Raw genomic sequence first — 18,386 nt, forward strand, 5'->3', positions numbered from 1 at the left:
CGGTTGATGCGTCACACCGGTAGGCACGTCACAATGACAAGGTGGACACCACATTGCGGCCTGTCGCGGCAACCCTGCGGATAGGGCTGCATGGCATCGTCGCTGCCCTCTGTGGTGTGGTGATCGCCCGCGCGTGGATATCTACACCTCACGTTCCGTGGCCGGCCATCCTTGGGGTGGCACTTGTCGCAGCGATCTATGCGGGTGGAGGCTGGGCGCTGCGGCGCGGCTGGGTGACACAGTGGGCGATAGTGCTCGCGCTCGCATGGCTTGCTGTGCTGGCGGTCAGTGTCGATGCGGCCTATCTCGCGTTCCCCTTTGCTTTGTTGCTCGGAGCCCTGGGCGGATGGGCGCGGCTAGCGATTGGCGCAACAGTGCTCACCACAGGCTCCGTCGCCGCACTGTCGTATGAGTTGGGCTGGAGTGTTCCTGGGGTGGTGGGGCCGCTCACGGGCATTGCCGTGGGGGTTGGGGTGGGCCTGGGGTATCGCACCTTGGTGAATGCCATTGCCGAACGTGATGACCTGGTGGACGATCTCAAAGCAGCCCGTGACGAGACCCAGCGGCATGCTCACGCCTTGGGTGTGATGTCAGAACGAGCGCGCCTTTCGCGTGAACTCCATGACACAGTCTCACAGTCCCTATCGAGTATCCAGATGCTGATCCATGCTGCCCGCCAGGCTGCGAATGAGGGCGACCGGGACCGGTACCTCGACACGGCCCAGGCGGCCGCAGCCGAGTCGGTGAAGGAGACCCGGCGCATTATTGCCGCCTTGGCGCCGGAGGATCTTGAGGACGGGACGCTACGGTCAGCGCTTGAGCGGGTGGCGCATCGGCTAGCAACGTCCACGGGAGCCGATGTCGCTGTCACGGTCTCGGATCAGGTGCAACTCCCGGTGGAAGGGGAAGCGACCCTCTTGCGTATCGCCCAAAGTGCCAGCGCCAACATCGAACAACACGCTCAAGCCAGCCACGTGTGGATTGAGGTGGTGGCTGACGGTGGTGCCGCGGTGTTGACTGTGGCTGATGATGGCATCGGCTTTGATACGGGGTCTGTGCGTAGCGTCGGACGTCAATCCTTCGGGCTCACTGCGATGAGGGAACGGGTCGAGGTGTCGGGTGGGAGTTTGACGGTCTCGAGTGCACCAGGCCAGGGGTCCACCGTGGTGGCACGAGTGGAGTACGGCTCATGATCCGCGTGCTGATCGCTGACGATCATCCCGTGGTGCGTGCCGGTCTAGCGGCAATGGTGGACTCCGTCCCTGACCTTGTGGTGGCCGGTCAGGTGGCGACACCGGGCCACGTGGTGACGGCTGTTGATGAGTTTCGGGTCGATGTGGTGCTGTTGGACTTGTCTTTTGGCAAGGATGGCTCGGGTGTCGAGGCGCTTCACGACCTCAGGAACCACGGCAGCACTGTTCCGGTGTTGATTGTGACGAGTTTCGAATCAGAGCGAGACATCCTTGCGGCCATTGAGGCCGGAGCTGCAGGCTACCTGTTGAAGGATGCGGAACCAGACGCTCTTGTGGCGGGCATCCGGGCTGCCGCTGCAGGCGAAATGGCGTTGGCGCCACGGGTGGCGCAACGGATGGCACAACGGCTGCGATCCCCGCATGAGGCTTTGACCTCGCGAGAGCTTGAGGTGCTGCATTTGGTGGCGAGCGGTGCCTCGAACTCTCAGATCGCGAACACGCTGGTCGTAAGCGAAGCAACCGTAAAATCCCATCTCACCCACGTGTTCACCAAACTTGATGTGAGTTCACGCACGGAGGCGGTGCACCAGGCACGCCAGCGTGGCCTCATGCCATAACGCTTGGTCCTCCGTTAGGCCGTCAGATACGTGATGACGGCTAGCACTCGGCGGTGGTCGTCGGCGGCTGGGGTGAGGCCTAGTTTGGCGAAGATGGAACTCACATGCTTCTCGACGGCTCCCGCACTGACCACGAGCGCGTCCTGGATTCCTGCGTTGGAACGTCCCTCCGCCATGAGCGCCAGCACGTCACGCTCCCGTGGCGTTAACGCACCCAACGGGTCGGGAGCACGCGTCACCAGCCGCGCCGCAAGCTCCGGGTCCAACACCGTGCCGCCGGCAGCAACCGTCACGATGGCACGTTCAAATGCGTCAATGTCCGTGACACGGTCCTTCAGCAGGTAGCCCACGCCACCCGTTCCGCTCGCCAACAACTCTTCCGCATACGCCCGCTCGGTGTGCTGCGACAACAATATGCACGGCAAGCCAGGATGCTGCGCACGCAATGCGACGCATGCGCGCAGACCATCATCGGTGCCATCCGGAGGCATCCGAATGTCAGAAATCACCACATCCACATCCACGGCATCGCGCACCGCGGTCACCAACTCTGTGGCCGTGGGCACGGCGGCGAGGACCTCGTGGCCCAACTCAACGAGCAGGCGCACCAGGCCCTCGCGCAACAACGCCGAGTCTTCAGCGAGGATTACTCGCACGGCACCTCCGCAGTCAGGACGGTCCCACCCTGAGGTCCGTTCGTCACGGTGAGGCTACCGCCAGCACCCGCCAGCCGCTCCTCAAGCCCACGCAACCCCGTACCCTTCGCCAGACTTGCGCCCCCGATCCCGTTGTCCGTCACGGTCAAGGTGACGGCGGCATCGTCCCTAGTAAAGACGGCCGATGCGCGGGTCGCTTGCGAATGCTTCGCGACATTCGCGAGGGCTTCCGAGGCCGCAAAATACAGTGCCGTTTCCGCGTGCGGGTTGATGCGGGTGGTGAGGCCGTAGGTGACGTCGACCGCGACGGGAGAACGTTCGGCCAGCGACCGCACCGCCGCCTCCAGGCCACGCTCGCTCAGCAGCGGGGGAGCGAAACCACGCGTGAGAGCACGCAGCTCCGCAAGGGCCTCAGCGGACTGCTGACGCAGCGTCGCCAACGCAGCACGTGCCGCCTCCGGATCGTTGTCGAGTGCGCGTTCCGCAGCGGCCGCATCCATCTGCAGGCGAATCAAACGCTGCTGCGGGCCATCATGCAAGTCCCGCTCAATGCGCTGAAGGGACGTGGACTCGGCGTGGGCTGCCGCCTGGGAAGCATCCTTCAGTCGCTGCACCTCCGCCCGCAGTGCACGCTTCTGGTTGGTGCCCAGCAACGCCTGCCCAATCATCAGGTGAAGACGCGCCAGACCGGTGAGCACCCAAGGCGCCGTCACCAGGAAAACCAGCCCCACCACACTCATGCCTTGAACAGTGTTGAGCCACTCAAGAATGGCCACATTCGTGGACTCGTTTTCAGGGAGGAAGCGCGCCCAAAGACTGCTCGTGGTGCCACCCACCGCACCCGCAATCCAGGTGATCGTCACCGACCAACTCACCACCGCCAGCGGAAACGTCACGACCCCATGCAACAGATCGCGCCACATCTGCCCGTCACGGAAGTCACTCAAAGCACGCGTCAGCCACGGAGCCGATGCGGGGCGCTCGCGGTAGGTGCCCACCACCTCTCCCTCACCCAAACCGGTGAGGCGGGACCGCTCAAGATTGGCGAAGCCACGCGCCGTCCACAACGTCGCAACACCAAGGGGAAGGCCTACCCAAATGATGAGCGTGCCCGCGGATGTTGCGGCCAGCGTCACCAACACGGTGAACGCAGCAGTGGAGAGGAAAAGCAGGGGAAGCAGATAGCCCAAGTCACGGCTCAGGCGTTGCAGAAGGAACACCCAGTAGGGCCCTTCATGACGGAGATGCGCCACCGGCGCGGCTGAAGTGTTCATGGTTGCAGTAGTCATGCTTCCATCTCAGCCGCGCCGGAGCGCCATCACAGCGGTGTGTTCCTCCGTGTTGAGGTAGGGAAAACCCCCGTGTTTACGTGGCAGGCCAGGCAGCGTTGCCGTCGTCGTCCTCCCGGTAACCACCCGCGCCACCCCAGCCGGCAGCTTCCATCTCGCGGTCCAGGTCACGCACGATCGTCTCGATCGGTCCGCGCTCCTGCCACGGGTGAGGGCCATCGAGCGGGCGGAACTCAATGCCCGCCGCTTCCAACGTGGGCAGGTGACGGCGCAAACGCTCCATGAACTCCGCCGACGCGTCCGTGCCAGGCGCACGGTCCATCGCGGGAGACCACATCACCTCAGCGAACGCCGCAAGGCGTGGCCACGTGGCGTAGTCAATACGGCGCGGGTTGTCCAAGTGCTCCGTCCATACCTGAGCTTGCGCACCCAGGAGGGCACCCTGCTCACCTTCCGCGCTAGGGGCGCGGTCGCCCGGGAACGGGACCACGACATCGGCTTTCGCAATGCTGTCGAGCTCTGGGTGGGCGGCCAGTACCTCCGGCGGAAGCGGGTCAAAGCCCAACACGTCCTCCACGGTGCGCACGAACCCCACGGGGATGGGTTCACGCGGGTCGTCCGAGGCGCGGTGGTCCAGGTACACCACCTGCTCCGGCGCCATGATGGCGTCGTGGCCACTCTTCAAGGCGATCGCACCAGCTTCGATGCCACGCCATGACGTGACAGCGGCGTTGCGGGGAAGGAACTCGGTGAGACCTTCATCCCACACCACGGCACGGCGGCCGTTGCTCTCCAAGTAGTCGGCGAGCTGGCCCAGGAACCACCCGTGCAGGTCGGACACCTTCGCCAGGCCCATGTCCTGTGCGCGCTGCACGATCTCCGGGTTCTCGCGCCAGGCGGTGGTCGGAACTTCATCACCGCCGATGCCGATGAACGTCGAGTCGAAGACCTCCAGCACCTCGTCGAGCACTTTGCGGAAGAACTCCAGGCTTGCCTCCGACGGGTTCAGCACGTCCGCACTGATGCCCCAGGTCGTGCGCACTTCGCCACGCTCGCCCGTGGAGCTGAGCTCCGGGTACGCGGTGATCGCGGCCTGCACGTGCCCGGGGACGTCGATTTCCGGCATCACGGTGATGCCGCGGCTGCGGGCGTGCGCCACAATCTCGCGCAGATCGTCCTTGGTGTAGAAACCGCCGTGGGGACGTTCGTCCAACGTGGGTTCAATCCAGCCGTTGCCCAACTGCGAGCGGTGCCGCCACGCGCCATCCTGGGTGAGGTTGGGGTAGCGGTCGATCTGCATCCGCCAGCCCTGGTCGTCCGTGAGGTGGAAGTGGAACAGGTTGAGGTGGTGGGCGGCCGCGTTGTCGATGAACCGCAGCACCTCATGCTTGGTCACGAAGTGGCGGGACACATCAAGGTGGATGCCACGCCAGCCAAAGCGGGGGTGGTCCTCGATCTCACATGGACCTACCTCGAGGGGCTTGCCGTCGATGGGGTTGCTGCGGAACGCCTGCGGGCCAGCGAGTTGGCGCAGGGTTTGCGCCGCGCTGTGGGCTCCGGCGAGGTCCGCGACGGTGATGGTCACACCGTCAGTCGTGACGGCGAGGCGGTAGCCGCCTGGACGGATCGCGGCATCAAAGTCGAAGGTCACATCGGCGGCGGAAGGCTGTTCATTGGTGACGACCAGCCGGGCGTCGAGTGCGAACGCGCCGGTGAGGTCCCGGGCGAGGGTGCGGGCTGCCGGAGCCAGCGGTTCGGGGGCGGAAACGGTGAGCGCATGGGTGGGTGCCCAGGTGCCATCGTGGGACATTGCCTGCACCGGTGCAGGGATCACATTCACAGTGGATTCAGTCACGTTTCGACTGTACGTCGTGCCTGCTACCAGAATCTATTTTGTTGGGTCTGGGAGCATTTCGGTTTGGTAGCAAGTGGCCGTTTCGAGTCCGGTTCGACGGGCTTCTGGCGGGCCGTGTTGCATCCACTGCACGCGGGCTACGTGCCGCCGCCCCCGCGCCCAGCCGTGCATGCCCGCCGGCGTGCCCGGCCTGCCCGGACCGTTCTATGGCTGGCGCTGTGCCATCCCTGACATCCGTTGCCTCCGGCGCCCGGCGTGTCCGCGGCGACATGCCGCCTGCCGCCGTCCGGTTGTGTCAGGGACGGCTCGCTTCCGCTTGACAGCGCCCCCGCCCCGGCGTAACGTACAACCAAATGGTTGTAGAAATGGAACTCTCCGACAGCGAGGTCGACCGCATCTTCCGGGCCCTCGCCGATTCCACACGCCGCGACATCGTCAGGCGCACGCTCGCAGAAGAAGCGTCCGTCTCCGACCTCGCGGCCGCGTACGACATGTCCTTCGCGGCAGTGCAAAAGCACGTCGCAGTCCTCGAGGGAGCTGGTTTGGTGACCAAGCGGCCCCACGGTCGCGAACGGTACGTCCGCGGCAACCCCCACACCATTCGTCGCGCCCAGCAACTCCTGGACGCTTATGAGCAGATCTGGCGTGCCCGCATTGGCCGCCTTGATGACCTGCTCGCTGAAGACCCCCGTCCATCCTGACCGCGACCGACCCGGCCGCCCAGCCACGCTAAGAGAGAAGGTCCTTGCCATGCCTGTGACTTCTGTAGAGAAAGACCTTGATGCATTGACCATGACGGTCATTGCCGACTTTGCCGCCCCACGTGAACGCGTGTGGGAGGCGTACACCGACCCCCGCCAGATCGAGAAGTTCTGGGGTCCGGTGGAGTGGCCCGCCACCTTCACACGACACGATGTCTATGTGGGCGGCCGGAGTCACTATGTGATGACTAGTCCTGAAGGGGAGCAGTCGGGGGGAGTGTGGGAGTTCCTGGCGGTGGATCCGGGGCGCTCCTTTGAGGTGCGCGATGCGTTCGCCGATGCGGACGGCAACGAGAATGCGCAGATGCCATCCATGCGGATGACGTTCCAGTTTGAGGACACGGAGTCCGGTTCGCGCTTGGTGAGCACCACATACTTTGGTTCGCTTGAGCAGTTGGAGCAGCTCATCGAGATGGGTATGGAGCAGGGCATGCAGTCCGCGATGGGCCAGATCGACGATGTTCTTGCAGACTTGGCGAGCTTCGCTTCCGGTGAGGCACAACTGACGTTGCTGTCCGACACTCAGGTGCGGGTGTCCCGTCTGATCCGGGGAACTGTTCAGCAGGTGTGGGACGCCCACCATAAGAAGGATCTGCTGCAGAAGTGGCTGCTGGGTCCTGATGGGTGGAGCATGCCGGTGTGCGAGATCGCCACGGCGCAGGGGCAAACGTATCGCTACGAGTGGGAGCCTTCGGCTGACCTGCTTGCGGATGCTGCACAGGAGGGGGCCGATGCTGCCTTGCCTCAGCGGTTCGGTTTCACGGGGGAGGTGCTGGAGTTTGAGGCGCCGTACCGTGCGGTGAACACGGAGTCGATGATTGGCATGGATGCGCCGTCGACGCTCAATGAGATGACGCTGACGCCCCGTGGTGATCAGACTCTTCTCACGATTGTGATCACGTATCCGGATCAGCAGATGCGCGACATCATCCTGGAGACGGGCATGGTGGACGGCATGGAGGACTCCTACGCACGTTTGGAGCGTGAGGTGTTGAGCTAGGTTCTCACCCGCAACGCTCACGCACTGAGGCCCCCGGTTGGAGCAAACCGGGGGCCTCAGTGTTTCTTCCCCTGAATGTGGAGGTGCCGACGGCAAGTCAGGGTGGAGCGCACCCCTGGGGCACCTCCCAGGTGCGCGCTTTAGTCGTCGTCTTCTTCGAAGTCGTCAACGTCCGTCAGGATGGTGCGGTCGTTGAGTGGCTGTGCCTCGCGGGTGTTGCCTTCGGGGAACAGTTCTTGGAATGCGGCGATCTGTGAGCGCGACATTTCGATGGGCTCGTCGAGCACGATCCAGTTGACGGGTTCGCTGTAGGGCGAAGTGGTGAGGGAGCCGCTGTAGCGGTAGGACTCGAGGTCGTCGGGGAGGATGTCGTCGATGCGGAGGTTCTCGATGTCGACGCTTTCGTGTGAGGCGGGCAACTGGGAGAACAGTGGGCGTAGTGCACGGTTGCGGTCGTCTTCCTCAACGAACACTCCAATGACGAGCAGGTCGCCGTCGTCTTGCTGGTGGACGAAGTGTCCTTCCATGACGTAGGGCTCGCCGTTGCGGAGGTGTTCGGATTCGGTGTGCCAGTGGAACTGTGCGAGTGGCCACTTTTCGCCGCCCACGGTGACGTAGAGGTCTTCTGCCGGGGTCGCTTTCACGCTTGCTTCGTGGTCGGGTGACCCGTTGTTGTGGACGTGGACGTCTGAGGTGTCGTAGTGGACGCGCAGCCGTGGGAGGTTCTCGACATAGGTGAGGTCTTCATCGCGGATGTCGATGGGGGATTGGCTGTCGCCTGTGGTGGCTTCTTCGCTGGCGGTGGCGGGTGTCGCTGTCAGGGCTGCTGCGGTGAGAAGTGCGGCGGCTCCGGCGACTCCGGTGAAGCGGATGGTGCGTGGGGTCATGATGACTCCTTCAGGTCCAGGCCCGTGTGGGGCTCGGCGAGAGCGGGGCGGCTGCCTCGCTGAGGCCATTGGGCCTCAAGGGGGCTCTCATGGTCAAGAAACTTACGCATATGCCCTTATCCGGACATACGGGTTGCGGTACGCGGTGGCGTGTGTCGTACCCTGATGTGAGACACAGGGCCGAGTCGCTTGGAGCACTCCGTTGAAGATCTAGGTTCGCCAGACGCGTGAAGTCTGGCCATACGCATCTGAGCCGTTGGCAGTCATGCCCCAGACGTTTGCGAGAACCTTGTGTCTTTTCTTTCCTTTTCTTCTTTGACCTTTTCCTGGCCTGATGGTGCCCGTGTCCTAGATGGGGTGTCCGGGTCTGTGGATGGTGGACTGCGTGCGTTGGTGGGTGCCAACGGTGCAGGTAAGTCCACGTTATTGCGGATCCTCGCGGGTGACTTGACCCCCGACTCGGGCACCGTTCATCGGCCGCTGCGCGTCGCGTACGTCCGTCAGGACGTTGCGCTGGATCCCTTGGCGAGGGCCGATGCCGCGATGGGCCTGGCATCTAAGCGTGCGGCTGTGCGCGCGATCGAGTCCGGAGATGTGGACCCGGCGCACTTCGACACGGTGGGCCATGACTGGGATGTCGAGGAGCGCGCGGTGGCGACATTGGCGTCGTTGGGTTTGCCCGACGGCACGCTTGACCGGACTGTTGGCGAGCTGTCCGGCGGTGAGATCACCCGGCTCGCGCTCGCGGCGGCTTTGTGGGAGCGGCCGGAGGTGTTGCTGCTGGACGAGCCCACGAACAACTTGGACGCGGATGCCACGGCATTTGTGTTGGAGGCGTTGGAACGGCGTTCGGGTGCCACGTTGGTGGTGAGCCATGACCGGCGTGTGTTGCGCCGCGTGGCGGCGGTTGGTGAACTGCGGCGGGGCAGCCTGCGCTGGTTCGGCGGAAACATCGAGGCCTACGAAGCAGCGATCGCGTCAGAACGTGAGCGAGCTGAGGCTGAACTTGCGAATGCCAAGACCCAGGTAGCTAAGCAGCATCGCGAACTCCGTGCACATGTGGAGGGTGCGGGGAAGCGGCAGCGCGACGGCGAGCGTCAGGCGCGGCAAGCGGGGGTGCCGAAGATCATGATGGGTGCCATGAAACGCAAGGCGCAGGCCACGCAGGCACGGGTGACGGCGGTCCACGAGGACAGGCTGGGCGAGGCTCAAGGACGGCTCGACGCGGCACGGGCCGCGGCGCGCCAGGCCAAGGAGATCCGGGTGGACCTGCCTCAGACGGCTGTGCCCGCCCGGCGTGACGTCGCCAGTCTTGACTGCCGGATCGCGACGGGCACTCACGTCAGCGCTCTCATCCAAGGTCCCGAGCGCATCGTCCTTAGTGGGCCCAACGGGTCCGGGAAGACCACGCTGCTGCGCACGTTGCTGGGCGAGTGGGAGCCACTGGACGGAAACGTGACCGTGTCCGTTCCCTGCGGGTACTTGCCGCAGCGGTTGGATGTGTTGGATCCGGACCGCAGTGTGGTGGACAACGTGATGGCGCGTGCCGTGGGTGCAGCACCGCATGAGGTGCGTGAGGGGCTGGCGAAGTTCCTGTTCAGGGGCGATGCCGGTCAGGCGATGGCTCGTCAGCTTTCGGGAGGCGAACGGCTCAGGGCGGCGCTCGCGGCGGTGCTGCTCGCGCGTCCCGCGCCTCAACTGCTGATCCTCGACGAGCCCACGAACAACCTTGATTTCGCGTCTCGCACGCACCTTTTGGAGGCGTTGGCTGGGTTTCAGGGTGCGGTCATCGTGGTCAGTCATGATGCGGAGTTCGTGGAGCAACTGCGCCCTACGCGGCGGTGGGTGGTGTCGGGTGAAGGGTTCACTGACCGTGCGTGGGGTTGAAGCGATGGCAGCCGCGGATGGGTCACCGTTGAACGCGACGTGTGACGCGGGAGCGAGCATGATGGAAGGAACCTGCCAGTCACAGCGGAAGGGGAGTGGCCATGCGGTTTCTGATGTTGGTGATGACGGAGCCCATCGACGATCCGTTGCCCGGGGAAGACGACGTGGAACCCTGGGTTCAGCGGCACGATGCTTCGGGGGCGCGCGTGTTTGGGGACCGGTTGGCGCCTGCTCGCCAAGCGAAAACGGTGCGGTTGCGCCAGGCAGGCACGCTCGTAACGGATGGTCCGTTCTCGCAGAAGCATGAGCAGATCGCTGGCCTGGACGTTCTGGAGTGCGACAGCATCGATCAGGCGGTGGAGATTGCGCGCGACCATCCGATGGCGCGGCTAGGGGTCATTGAGGTGCGGCCGTTCTACAACTGGCAGGCGGAACCGAGCTTCTAGCCGTGACCTTGAGTAGGGTCGAACCCACTGGAGTCAACGACATAGGGGGAATAGTGCTGACAGACGATGCCATGCGTGAGGTGTTGAGAAGCCAGCGAATGCTGGTGGGTTTCCTCAGAAATCCCAAGATGCGTGACGTCCTGGTGGATGCACTGAACGGTGGCTCTGACGGCACTGATGCGCGGCTTGCTCCCCTGGGGTGGTGGCGCGAGGACGGCCCTGATCCAGACCGGCTCTCCCACCACTTCGCGGCGCTCACCACCCTGGCCTCCGAGCACGGTCTGTTGGCCTACGGTCCCATCAGTGCCTGGCCTGACAACGACTCGGAGAGGCCGGAACTGGTCCGGACGGTCATTGACAGAGTGTTCGTGGGCGTGAGTCGTGGGTGGCTCACGGAGAGTGAACTGACGGCGCGGATTGGTGTGCTCTTCTTTGACGAGGCTGGGCTGCGTCGATACGCGGTGGATACCGGCTTGCTGGAGCGGGAGACTGACGGTTCGCGCTACTGGCAGGCGGAACCGAGCTCCTAGGTCGCAGGGGTGGCGTGAGGCACCGTGATCGTGATGGTGGTGCCGTCGTCCGCAGTGGACTCCACTGTGAGTGTCCCGTGGTGCGCATCGACAATGGCCGCCGTGATCGCGAGCCCCAGTCCCGCCCCGCCGGTGGCACGGTGACGTGAGGAGTCTCCGCGTACGAACCGTTCCGTAGCTCGGGCGGCGACCTCGGGCGTCATGCCTGCACCGTTGTCGTGCACGATGACCCGAGCGTCGGCGTCGTCGCTGGTGACGGTCACCGTGACGGTGTCGCCGCCGTGGACGGCGGCGTTCGCCACCACGTTCAGCAGGGCTTGGCGGAGCCTGTCGCCGTCGGCGTTCACGGTGGCGGTGCCGCCGCCGAACTCGAAGGTGGTGTCGGGGTAAGCCACGGTCGCATCGGCAACAACGGAGGTGGCGAGGTCGCCCAGGTGGATGTCGCGTTGTTCCAGGTCGGGTTCGGCGTCGTACTTGGCGAGGGTGAGCATGTCTTCGACGAGTCGTCGCATGCGGGCGGCTTCGGCTTCGGTCCGGGCCCACGCATCGTTTTGGGCGTCGCTGTCGGCGAGCGCGCCGCGCTTGTGAAGCTCGGAGTACCCCAGGACTGTGGTGAGGGGGGTGCGCAACTCGTGGGAAGCATCGGCGACAAACTCTCGGAGACGTGTTTCCGACTTTTCGCGTTCGCGTAGCGAGTCGGTGAGGGTGCCGATCATGGCGTTGAGCGACTCGGCCAGCTCGTTTGTTTCGGTGCCGCCTTGGTCCGTGTTGAGGCGTACGTCAAGGTCGCCGTGGGCGATCTGGGTGGAGGCGTCCACCATGCGGCGCATCGGCGTGATTCCTAGCCGGTTCACCCACCACGCCACCAGGCCCAGGGTGCCGATCAGGAGCACAATGCCGATGCCTTCGATGAGGATGAGCCGCTGGGTGGCAGCGGTGACGTCGTCCAAGGGGAGAGCGGTGATGTCCCAACCGCTGCCCGCGGGGCGTGCCAGGACACGGAACTTGGTGCTGCCGTCGGTGGAGTGGGCAGTGAAGTGGGCGGATTCGTCGGTCAGTTTGTGCAGCGGGATGGCGGGGACTTCATCGACGGCACCGTCCACGTTGGGCGCCACCAACACATAGAGGTTGCCGTCGGCGTCGACGTAGCCGCGGGTCGCTTCGGAGAGGCGTTCGTCGTCTTGGAACTGTTGGAAACGGTCAGGCAACTGTTGGATGGGTTGGTCGTAGAAGCTCGGTCCCGCGTAGGAGTCCAACCGGTCGTCCATTTGCGACAGGAGGAACTGTTGCGTGGTGAGGGACACGATGATCGCGACCACGATGGAGATGGCGCCCACTGCGGCCAGGCCGAGTCCGAGCCTGTCGCGAAGTGACAACGTGCGCCGATGCGCGGTGGGGGGTGCCGCATCGGGCTGGGGGGACGTGTCGGTCACGGTGCCCTCAAGGTGTAGCCGGCGCCACGGACAGTGTGAATGAGTTTGGGGTCGGTGGCGTCGATTTTGCGGCGCAGATAGCCGATGTATGTTTCCACGACGGAGGCGTCGTCGTCAGCGGCGTATCCCCACACGTTTTCGAGCAGCTGGCCGCGTGACAGGACGCGGCCCACGTTGCGCATCAGGTACATGAGCAGCCGGTACTCGGTGGGGGACAGGGCGATCTCGTTGCCGCCACGCGTCACCCGGTGGGACACGTCGTCGAGCATGAGGTCCGCAACTTCGTAGGCGGACGCGGAGGACGGTTCACGTTCAAAGCGGCGGGACACCGCTTCGACGCGGGCCACCAGTTCGTCCAGGTTGAAAGGCTTGTCGAGGTAGTCGTCGCCGCCAATGCGCAGGCCCTCGACCTTGTCTTCCGAACTGTCGCGGGCCGTCAGGAAGATGACGGGGGTCCGGTCACCCGAGTCCCGCAGGCGCCGGCACATCGCGAAGCCGTCAACGTTCGGCATCATCACGTCGAGCACGATGAGGTCGGGCCGGTGCTCCTTGACCGCGCGCAAGCCTTCAGCGCCGTCGACAGCCTGCACCACGTCGTAGCCCTCGTACTTCAAGGCGGCGACAAGCATGGTGCGGAGGTTGTCCTCGTCGTCCACTACCAGGATGCGTCGTTCGGTCATGCCCTTAAGTCTTGCACTCGACCCTGGGAGAACGCTGGGACTACGCCGCAAGCCCCACAGCAATCCCAGGAGGTTGTGTCTGCGTTCCCAGCCCATTCCCAGGTAGCGCCGGTGTGATGGAGTCATGCCCCGGCCCACTGGAGCAGCATCCGCACATCCTCGGGCCCTGACTCAAAGGTGACAACGTGTCCATCTACACCCTCATTGCTGCTGACCTCCTCGCCATTACGTTCCTGGTGTTCGGCTTGTACTTTCCGCGTCACCGTCGCCGCGACATGATCGTGGCGTTCCTCGCGATCAACGTGGGCGTCATGGGAGTGACGTACGCGATGGCTACCGCGGACGTCTCCTTGGGCTTTGGTCTGGGAATCTTCGCGGTCCTGTCGATCATCCGCTTGCGGTCCACGGAGATGGATCACTCGGAGATCGCGTATTACTTCACCGCGATCGCCTTGGGTTTGCTGGGCGGCTTCCCAGGAATCAACGGCACCGTCGGTCTCACCCTGATGGTGATCCTGCTGTTGGCCATGACCATCGGAGACAGCCCCCGACTCCTGGGCCGTGCCCGCACCCAGCAGGTGGTCCTGGACCGCGCCGTCAGCACGGAAGCTGAAGCGGCGGAACTCTTGGATGACCTCTTGAACGCAGACATTCAGCGCGTCGTGATTCGCAAGACGGACCTGGTGCAGCAGACCACCGTGTGCGACGTTCGCTACAACGTCCGCGCCACCGCGGACCTGCCCACTGCCGCCAGCACCACTGCCCCCGAGCGTATGCCCGCTACTGCCGGACGTGCCTCATGACTACCGCTGTCAGCCCGGTCGTAGCATCGGCCCTTCCATGGGCAGAGGACCTGGACCCGGTCACCCTCGACGAACTCAACGCCACCGCCGCACTTCAGCAGCGCGTGGACCGCAAGTACATCGTGGATCTGGATCTGTGGGAGACGGTGCTCGCCTCGCTCGATGCCGCTCCACGCGTCCTGGAGATTGGTGGCAAGCGCATCTTCTCCTATGTGTCGACGTACTACGACACCCCGGACTGGGACACGTACCGCGATGCAGCCCACCGCCGTCCCAGCCGCTACAAGGTCCGCACCCGCACCTACGTTGACACTGCCACCGCCGCTATTGAGGTGAAGCTGCGCTCCCGTACGGGAGACACCGTGAAGCATCGTGAGTTCTTGACCACGCCCATGCCCGGCGCGGACAACCTCACGGATCAAGCGCTCGCTTTTGTGCAGGGCTTCCCCAGCATCGGCGCACACGCAGGGTCGTTGTCCGCAGCGCTCACCACCCGCTACCAGCGCACCACGCTCTTGACGGCCGATGCTCGCGTCACCGTGGACTCCGCGGTCCAGGGGGTTGCAGCGGACGGGCGTGTGGCGAGCTTTGGTGACCGTCTGATTGTGGAGACCAAGTCCACTTCTCGTGCAGGAGTCGTGGACCGGGCCTTGTGGCACCACCACGTGAGGCCCGCGAAGGTCTCGAAGTACTGCACCACGTTGGCAGCGCTCCACCCGGACCTGCCTCATAACCGTTGGTCTCGCACCCTCCGCGGCCACGTCTCTGTTGTTCCGCCAGTGCCTGCCTCCGCGGCAGTCCCCGCTGGTCAGTAGATAAGGATCCCCGCCATGAAACACCATGTTTTCGCCAAGACCTCCGCCGTCGTTGCCGGCACCGCGCTGCTCCTGACGGGCTGCTCGCTGTCCAGCGGCGACGTCGAAACCACCACGGAAGCAACCGCGACCACTGGTGGCTCCGCGGATGACTCCACGTCCACCGACACCGCCACGACGACCGCTTCGGACACCACGGACGAGGCCATCGCGATTGGTGACCGTGTCGAAGCTACCTATGCGGACCTGGAGATTGAGGAAGTCGACCTCGACTACTCGACTGCTGGCGCGACCACCATCACGCTGGCCGATGGCGCCTCGACCGTGGACGGTTCGGGCGCCACGGTTGACGGCGACACCGTCACCATCACGGAGTCCGGCACCTACGTCCTGTCTGGTGAACTGTCCGCGGGCCAAGTCGTGGTGAACGGCGACAAGGCGGACGTGGTGTTGGTCCTCGATGGGGTCGACATCACTGCGGCCGACGTCAGCGGTATCAACGTTGTTGACGCTGACTGGGTGGTCCTGGCGCTCGCGGCTGGCTCGACGAATGTGGTGTCAGATGCGGCCGATGCCGTGGATGCGGATGACGCGGAAACGAATGCCGCGATCTATTCCACAGCGGACCTGTGGATCACCGGTGAGGGGTCGCTGCAGGTGAACGGCGTGGCTGCGGATGGCATCACCTCGAAGGACACCCTGGTGGTGAACTCGGGAGATCTCACCGTGACCGCTACGGACGATGGCCTTCGCGGCAAGGACCACCTGGTGGTGCTGGGAGGCGTTATCGAGGTTGACGCAGGCGGCGACGGTCTCAAGGCCGACAACGTGAGCGACTCCGATGACACGAGCTATCCCGTGGGTGTCGTCTGGATCTCCGATGGCACGTTGAATGTGACGTCTGGTGTGGACGCGATTGACGCAGAGAACCAGGTGACGATCGAGAACGGCACGTTGAGCCTCGCGGCAGGTGATGACGGCATCACCACCAACGGCATCATGCGGGTCACCGACGGCACCATCGACGTCACGACCTCTGTTGAAGGCTTCGAGGCCGCGATCATGTACCTCGACGGCGGCACCGGCAGCATCGTGTCCAGCGACGACGGCTTCAACGCCACTGATGGCTCAACGAGCAGCGGCAACGACATGGGCGGCGGCATGGGTGGGGACACCGGCGGTCCCGGCGGTGAGCGCGGCGAGCGTTCCAGCCGGCCCGGGGAAGACACCACTGACGGTGCGTCCGCTTCCACCACGCCCGATGCGGCGGACACCAGCACAACGGTGACCACCGCCGCGTACTCCTCATCGGACGCGTCCGAAGCGACCGTGGAGCAGACCGCAGGCGGTATGGGAGGCATGGACGCGGCTACCGAGGGTGTCATCATCGAAATCTCGGGAGGAACCTGGAGCATCGATGCCGCAGGTGACGGCGTGGACTCCAACGGCGATGTGCTGATGACCGATGGCGTGGTGGTGGTCGCTGGTCCCACTAACTCTGGCAATGGGGCGGTGGACTACAACGGTTCGTTCCAGATGGATGGCGGCACGTTCGTGGCATCCGGTTCCGCGGGTATGGCGCAGGCGCCTGACTCTGGTTCCCAGGCAGTGATCGGGGTGTCGTTTGGCCAGACCATCACCGCCGGAACCCCCATCGCCGTGCTCGACGAGGACGGCACCTTGGTCGCGGCATACACCTCGACGAAGGACTCCCAAACTCTGGTGATTTCGAGCCCGGACCTGACCTCCGGCGACTCGTACACCGTGACCTTTGGCGGCACCGTGACGGGTACTGCCACCGCCGGTCTCGTGACCGACGGTTCCATTTCCGGCAGTGAGACTGCTGGAACTGTAACGGCGAGCTAGGACTCTCACCTTTCTCGCGTCGAACTCGCCCCCATCCGGCACCGCCTCTCGCCGGATGGGGGCGTTCGTCGTGGTGCGGTGGGTGAGTGCAGGTTAGGGGGCGAGCAGGTCGGCGAAGGTTTGTGCGGCGGCCGAGGCTTCCCGGGGGAGCGCGAGGAAGGCTTTGCGGTAGGACGAGGGCGATGTGGGAATGGTGACGATTCCCGGGACATCGGGGGAGGCGGCAAGCGCCATGCGGGGCAGGATCGAGACGCCAAGCCCTTCGGCGACGAGGCGCTGCACCGTGACGTAGTCCTCGGTCTGGAACGCGATCGACGGCGTGAACCCACCCATGGCCGCCAATGCTTGCAAATGGGCGCGGCATCGTTGGCATCCGGAGATCCACGTGTCCTGTGCGAGCGAGCCGATGTCCACCGTGGTTCGCCGTGCCTGGTCGTGTGTGACCGGTAAGACAGCCAGGTACTCGTCGTGATCGAGCCACCGCACCGGAACATCGTCAGGCTCGGGAGTGGCGTCGTCGGCAAAACCAATGACCAAGTCCACCGTGCCGGCCTGCAACATCGCCAGGGCATCGTCCGTTTCCGTCTCCACGAGGCCCACTTCCACGCCGGGATAGCGGCGCGCAAACTGTGCCAGGGGAGACGGCAAAGCGACCGCACAGAATGATGTGAAAGCTGCGATGCGTAGACGCCCGCCGGACAAGTCGGCATGTTGGGCGAGCGCCCGTTCCGCACTCGCCAGCGACTCCGCGATCGAGTCCGCATGGAGCAGCAGTGACTCGCCCGCAGGTGTGAGCCGAGTGACGCGGCCCACGCGGGTCGTCAACGCGACGCCTGCGCGACGTTCGAGCGCCTTGAGGTGATGGGCCACGGTGGGTTCGGACAGCTGGAGTTCGCGGGCCGCCGCAGCCTTCGACCCATGGCGCGCCACTTCACGAAGAATGAGAAGTCGCTCCACATCGATCATTCAGCCATCATGGCACTGGCACGCGACATCAAGGAGGAACGTCCATGGCAACAGTGATCTTGCTGCATTCTGCACTCGGAAAGACCCGTCACGTGCAGGACTGGGCAGACATCCTCACCCAAGACGACCATGACGTACGAGCGCCAGACCTCTACGGCGGCGTGACCTTCACCGACCTCGACCAGGGCGTGGCGCACGCAGACTCCCTCGGTGGCCCGCTGGCACTCGCTGAGCGCGCCCGTGCCGCAGCTGCGGACGTCGAAGAGCCTCTCGTGTATGCCGGCTTCTCCTTGGGTGCCGCTGTCGCTCAGGCGTGTGCGCTCGCGGACGAACGCGCCGTAGGGCTGGTGATGATGCATGGCGGCCTCAACCCTGCGTGGCTCAACGTGGAAGTTTGGCCGGCGCGGCTCGCAGCCCAACTGCATTGGTCAGACCGTGAGCCGTGGGCCGAGCCGGAAGAGAATGCTGCGCTGATGGCGCTGGCAGGGGAGGCGTGCGAGGAGTTCCGCTACGAGGCCACGGGCCACTTGTTTGGCTTCCAGGGCTGGCCGGATTATGACTCGGAAGAATCCCACCGCATGTACGAGCGGGTCGCGGACTTCATGGGCGCCTGCGACATCTGAGCCTCCTTCAAGACCTCAATAATGTCGAGGTCTACATGCCAACAGTCCGGTCTTGTGGGGGTCCGTGTTCCTACGGACC

General features: G+C 64.6%; 18 protein-coding genes. 11 read left to right on the top strand and 7 right to left on the bottom strand.

Annotated elements, in window-relative coordinates; translation table 11 throughout:
* Nucleotides 1-41: 41 nt before the first annotated feature.
* Together ON058_RS02135 and ON058_RS02140 are read left to right on the top strand one after the other, a co-directional pair.
* Nucleotides 42-1,193, top strand: a complete 1,152-nt coding sequence (locus ON058_RS02135) for a sensor histidine kinase (protein ID WP_274667379.1) — start codon at nucleotides 42-44, stop codon at nucleotides 1,191-1,193.
* Nucleotides 1,190-1,810: a response regulator transcription factor gene (locus tag ON058_RS02140; RefSeq protein ID WP_274667380.1), complete on the top strand. Its 621-nt coding sequence runs from the start codon at nucleotides 1,190-1,192 to the stop codon at nucleotides 1,808-1,810. The genes ON058_RS02135 and ON058_RS02140 overlap by 4 nt, the downstream gene beginning before the upstream one ends.
* 14 nt (nucleotides 1,811-1,824) lie before the next feature.
* Here ON058_RS02140 and ON058_RS02145 read toward each other — a convergent pair whose 3' ends face one another.
* The 3 genes from ON058_RS02145 to ON058_RS02155 form a co-directional block, all read right to left on the bottom strand.
* On the bottom strand, nucleotides 1,825-2,466 hold the full coding sequence (locus ON058_RS02145) for a response regulator transcription factor (RefSeq protein ID WP_274667381.1): 642 nt from the start codon (nucleotides 2,464-2,466) through the stop codon (nucleotides 1,825-1,827).
* Nucleotides 2,457-3,755: a sensor histidine kinase gene (locus tag ON058_RS02150; protein ID WP_274667382.1), complete on the bottom strand. Its 1,299-nt coding sequence runs from the start codon at nucleotides 3,753-3,755 to the stop codon at nucleotides 2,457-2,459. The genes ON058_RS02145 and ON058_RS02150 overlap by 10 nt, the downstream gene beginning before the upstream one ends.
* A gap of 76 nt (nucleotides 3,756-3,831) precedes the next feature.
* Nucleotides 3,832-5,610 (bottom strand): beta-N-acetylhexosaminidase, encoded by a 1,779-nt coding sequence (locus tag ON058_RS02155; protein WP_274667383.1) that lies wholly within the window; start codon nucleotides 5,608-5,610, stop codon nucleotides 3,832-3,834.
* 353 nt (nucleotides 5,611-5,963) lie between these two features.
* Between ON058_RS02155 and ON058_RS02160 the strand changes: the two genes are divergently transcribed.
* Both ON058_RS02160 and ON058_RS02165 read left to right on the top strand, forming a co-directional pair.
* Nucleotides 5,964-6,311: a helix-turn-helix transcriptional regulator gene (locus ON058_RS02160; protein ID WP_274667384.1), complete on the top strand. Its 348-nt coding sequence runs from the start codon at nucleotides 5,964-5,966 to the stop codon at nucleotides 6,309-6,311.
* A gap of 49 nt (nucleotides 6,312-6,360) precedes the next feature.
* Nucleotides 6,361-7,371, top strand: a complete 1,011-nt coding sequence (locus tag ON058_RS02165) for an SRPBCC family protein (RefSeq protein WP_274667385.1) — start codon at nucleotides 6,361-6,363, stop codon at nucleotides 7,369-7,371.
* Nucleotides 7,372-7,511: 140 nt separating this feature from the next.
* On the opposite strand, the gene ON058_RS02170 is transcribed toward ON058_RS02165, so the two are convergent.
* Entirely contained in the window at nucleotides 7,512-8,258 is a 747-nt protein-coding gene (locus ON058_RS02170) for a carbonic anhydrase family protein (RefSeq protein ID WP_274667386.1), read from the bottom strand.
* Nucleotides 8,259-8,615: 357 nt separating this feature from the next.
* Between ON058_RS02170 and ON058_RS02175 the strand changes: the two genes are divergently transcribed.
* The 3 genes from ON058_RS02175 (at nucleotide 8,616) to ON058_RS02185 (ending at nucleotide 11,121) form a co-directional block, all read left to right on the top strand.
* Complete coding sequence (locus ON058_RS02175; protein ID WP_274667387.1) at nucleotides 8,616-10,145, top strand: ABC-F family ATP-binding cassette domain-containing protein; 1,530 nt, start codon at nucleotides 8,616-8,618, stop codon at nucleotides 10,143-10,145.
* Nucleotides 10,146-10,246: 101 nt separating this feature from the next.
* Nucleotides 10,247-10,591, top strand: coding sequence for a YciI family protein (locus ON058_RS02180; RefSeq protein ID WP_274667388.1), 345 nt, complete (start codon nucleotides 10,247-10,249; stop codon nucleotides 10,589-10,591).
* 53 nt (nucleotides 10,592-10,644) lie between these two features.
* Nucleotides 10,645-11,121, top strand: coding sequence for a DUF2087 domain-containing protein (locus tag ON058_RS02185; RefSeq protein WP_274667389.1), 477 nt, complete (start codon nucleotides 10,645-10,647; stop codon nucleotides 11,119-11,121).
* Here ON058_RS02185 and ON058_RS02190 read toward each other — a convergent pair.
* Nucleotides 11,118-12,554, bottom strand: coding sequence for a HAMP domain-containing sensor histidine kinase (locus ON058_RS02190; RefSeq protein WP_274667390.1), 1,437 nt, complete (start codon nucleotides 12,552-12,554; stop codon nucleotides 11,118-11,120). The two genes, ON058_RS02185 and ON058_RS02190, sit on opposite strands and share 4 nt — an antisense overlap.
* A complete protein-coding gene (locus ON058_RS02195; protein WP_274667391.1) occupies nucleotides 12,551-13,234 on the bottom strand; it encodes a response regulator transcription factor in 684 nt (227 codons plus the stop codon). Before ON058_RS02195 ends, ON058_RS02190 begins: the two co-directional genes overlap by 4 nt.
* A 185-nt stretch (nucleotides 13,235-13,419) precedes the next feature.
* Here ON058_RS02195 and ON058_RS02200 point away from each other — a divergent pair, with 185 nt between their 5' ends.
* Genes ON058_RS02200 through ON058_RS02210 form a run of 3 tightly spaced genes read left to right on the top strand, consistent with a single transcriptional unit; the run spans nucleotide 13,420 to nucleotide 16,718 of the window.
* On the top strand, nucleotides 13,420-14,037 hold the full coding sequence (locus ON058_RS02200; protein ID WP_274667392.1) for a DUF4956 domain-containing protein: 618 nt from the start codon (nucleotides 13,420-13,422) through the stop codon (nucleotides 14,035-14,037).
* The gene (locus tag ON058_RS02205; RefSeq protein ID WP_274667393.1) at nucleotides 14,034-14,852 is read left to right on the top strand and encodes a polyphosphate polymerase domain-containing protein; all 819 of its coding nucleotides are present in this window, start codon (nucleotides 14,034-14,036) and stop codon (nucleotides 14,850-14,852) included. The genes ON058_RS02200 and ON058_RS02205 overlap by 4 nt, the downstream gene beginning before the upstream one ends.
* Before the next feature lie 15 nt (nucleotides 14,853-14,867).
* On the top strand, nucleotides 14,868-16,718 hold the full coding sequence (locus tag ON058_RS02210; protein ID WP_274667394.1) for a carbohydrate-binding domain-containing protein: 1,851 nt from the start codon (nucleotides 14,868-14,870) through the stop codon (nucleotides 16,716-16,718).
* 93 nt (nucleotides 16,719-16,811) lie between these two features.
* Here ON058_RS02210 and ON058_RS02215 read toward each other — a convergent pair whose 3' ends face one another.
* Nucleotides 16,812-17,684, bottom strand: coding sequence for a LysR family transcriptional regulator (locus ON058_RS02215; RefSeq protein ID WP_274667395.1), 873 nt, complete (start codon nucleotides 17,682-17,684; stop codon nucleotides 16,812-16,814).
* 44 nt (nucleotides 17,685-17,728) lie between these two features.
* Here ON058_RS02215 and ON058_RS02220 point away from each other — a divergent pair, with 44 nt between their 5' ends.
* Complete coding sequence (locus ON058_RS02220) at nucleotides 17,729-18,307, top strand: dienelactone hydrolase family protein (RefSeq protein ID WP_274667396.1); 579 nt, start codon at nucleotides 17,729-17,731, stop codon at nucleotides 18,305-18,307.
* Nucleotides 18,308-18,386 lie beyond the last annotated feature (79 nt).

The sequence above is a fragment of the Demequina sp. B12 genome, assembly GCF_028823635.1.
GTDB lineage: Bacteria > Actinomycetota > Actinomycetes > Actinomycetales > Demequinaceae > Demequina.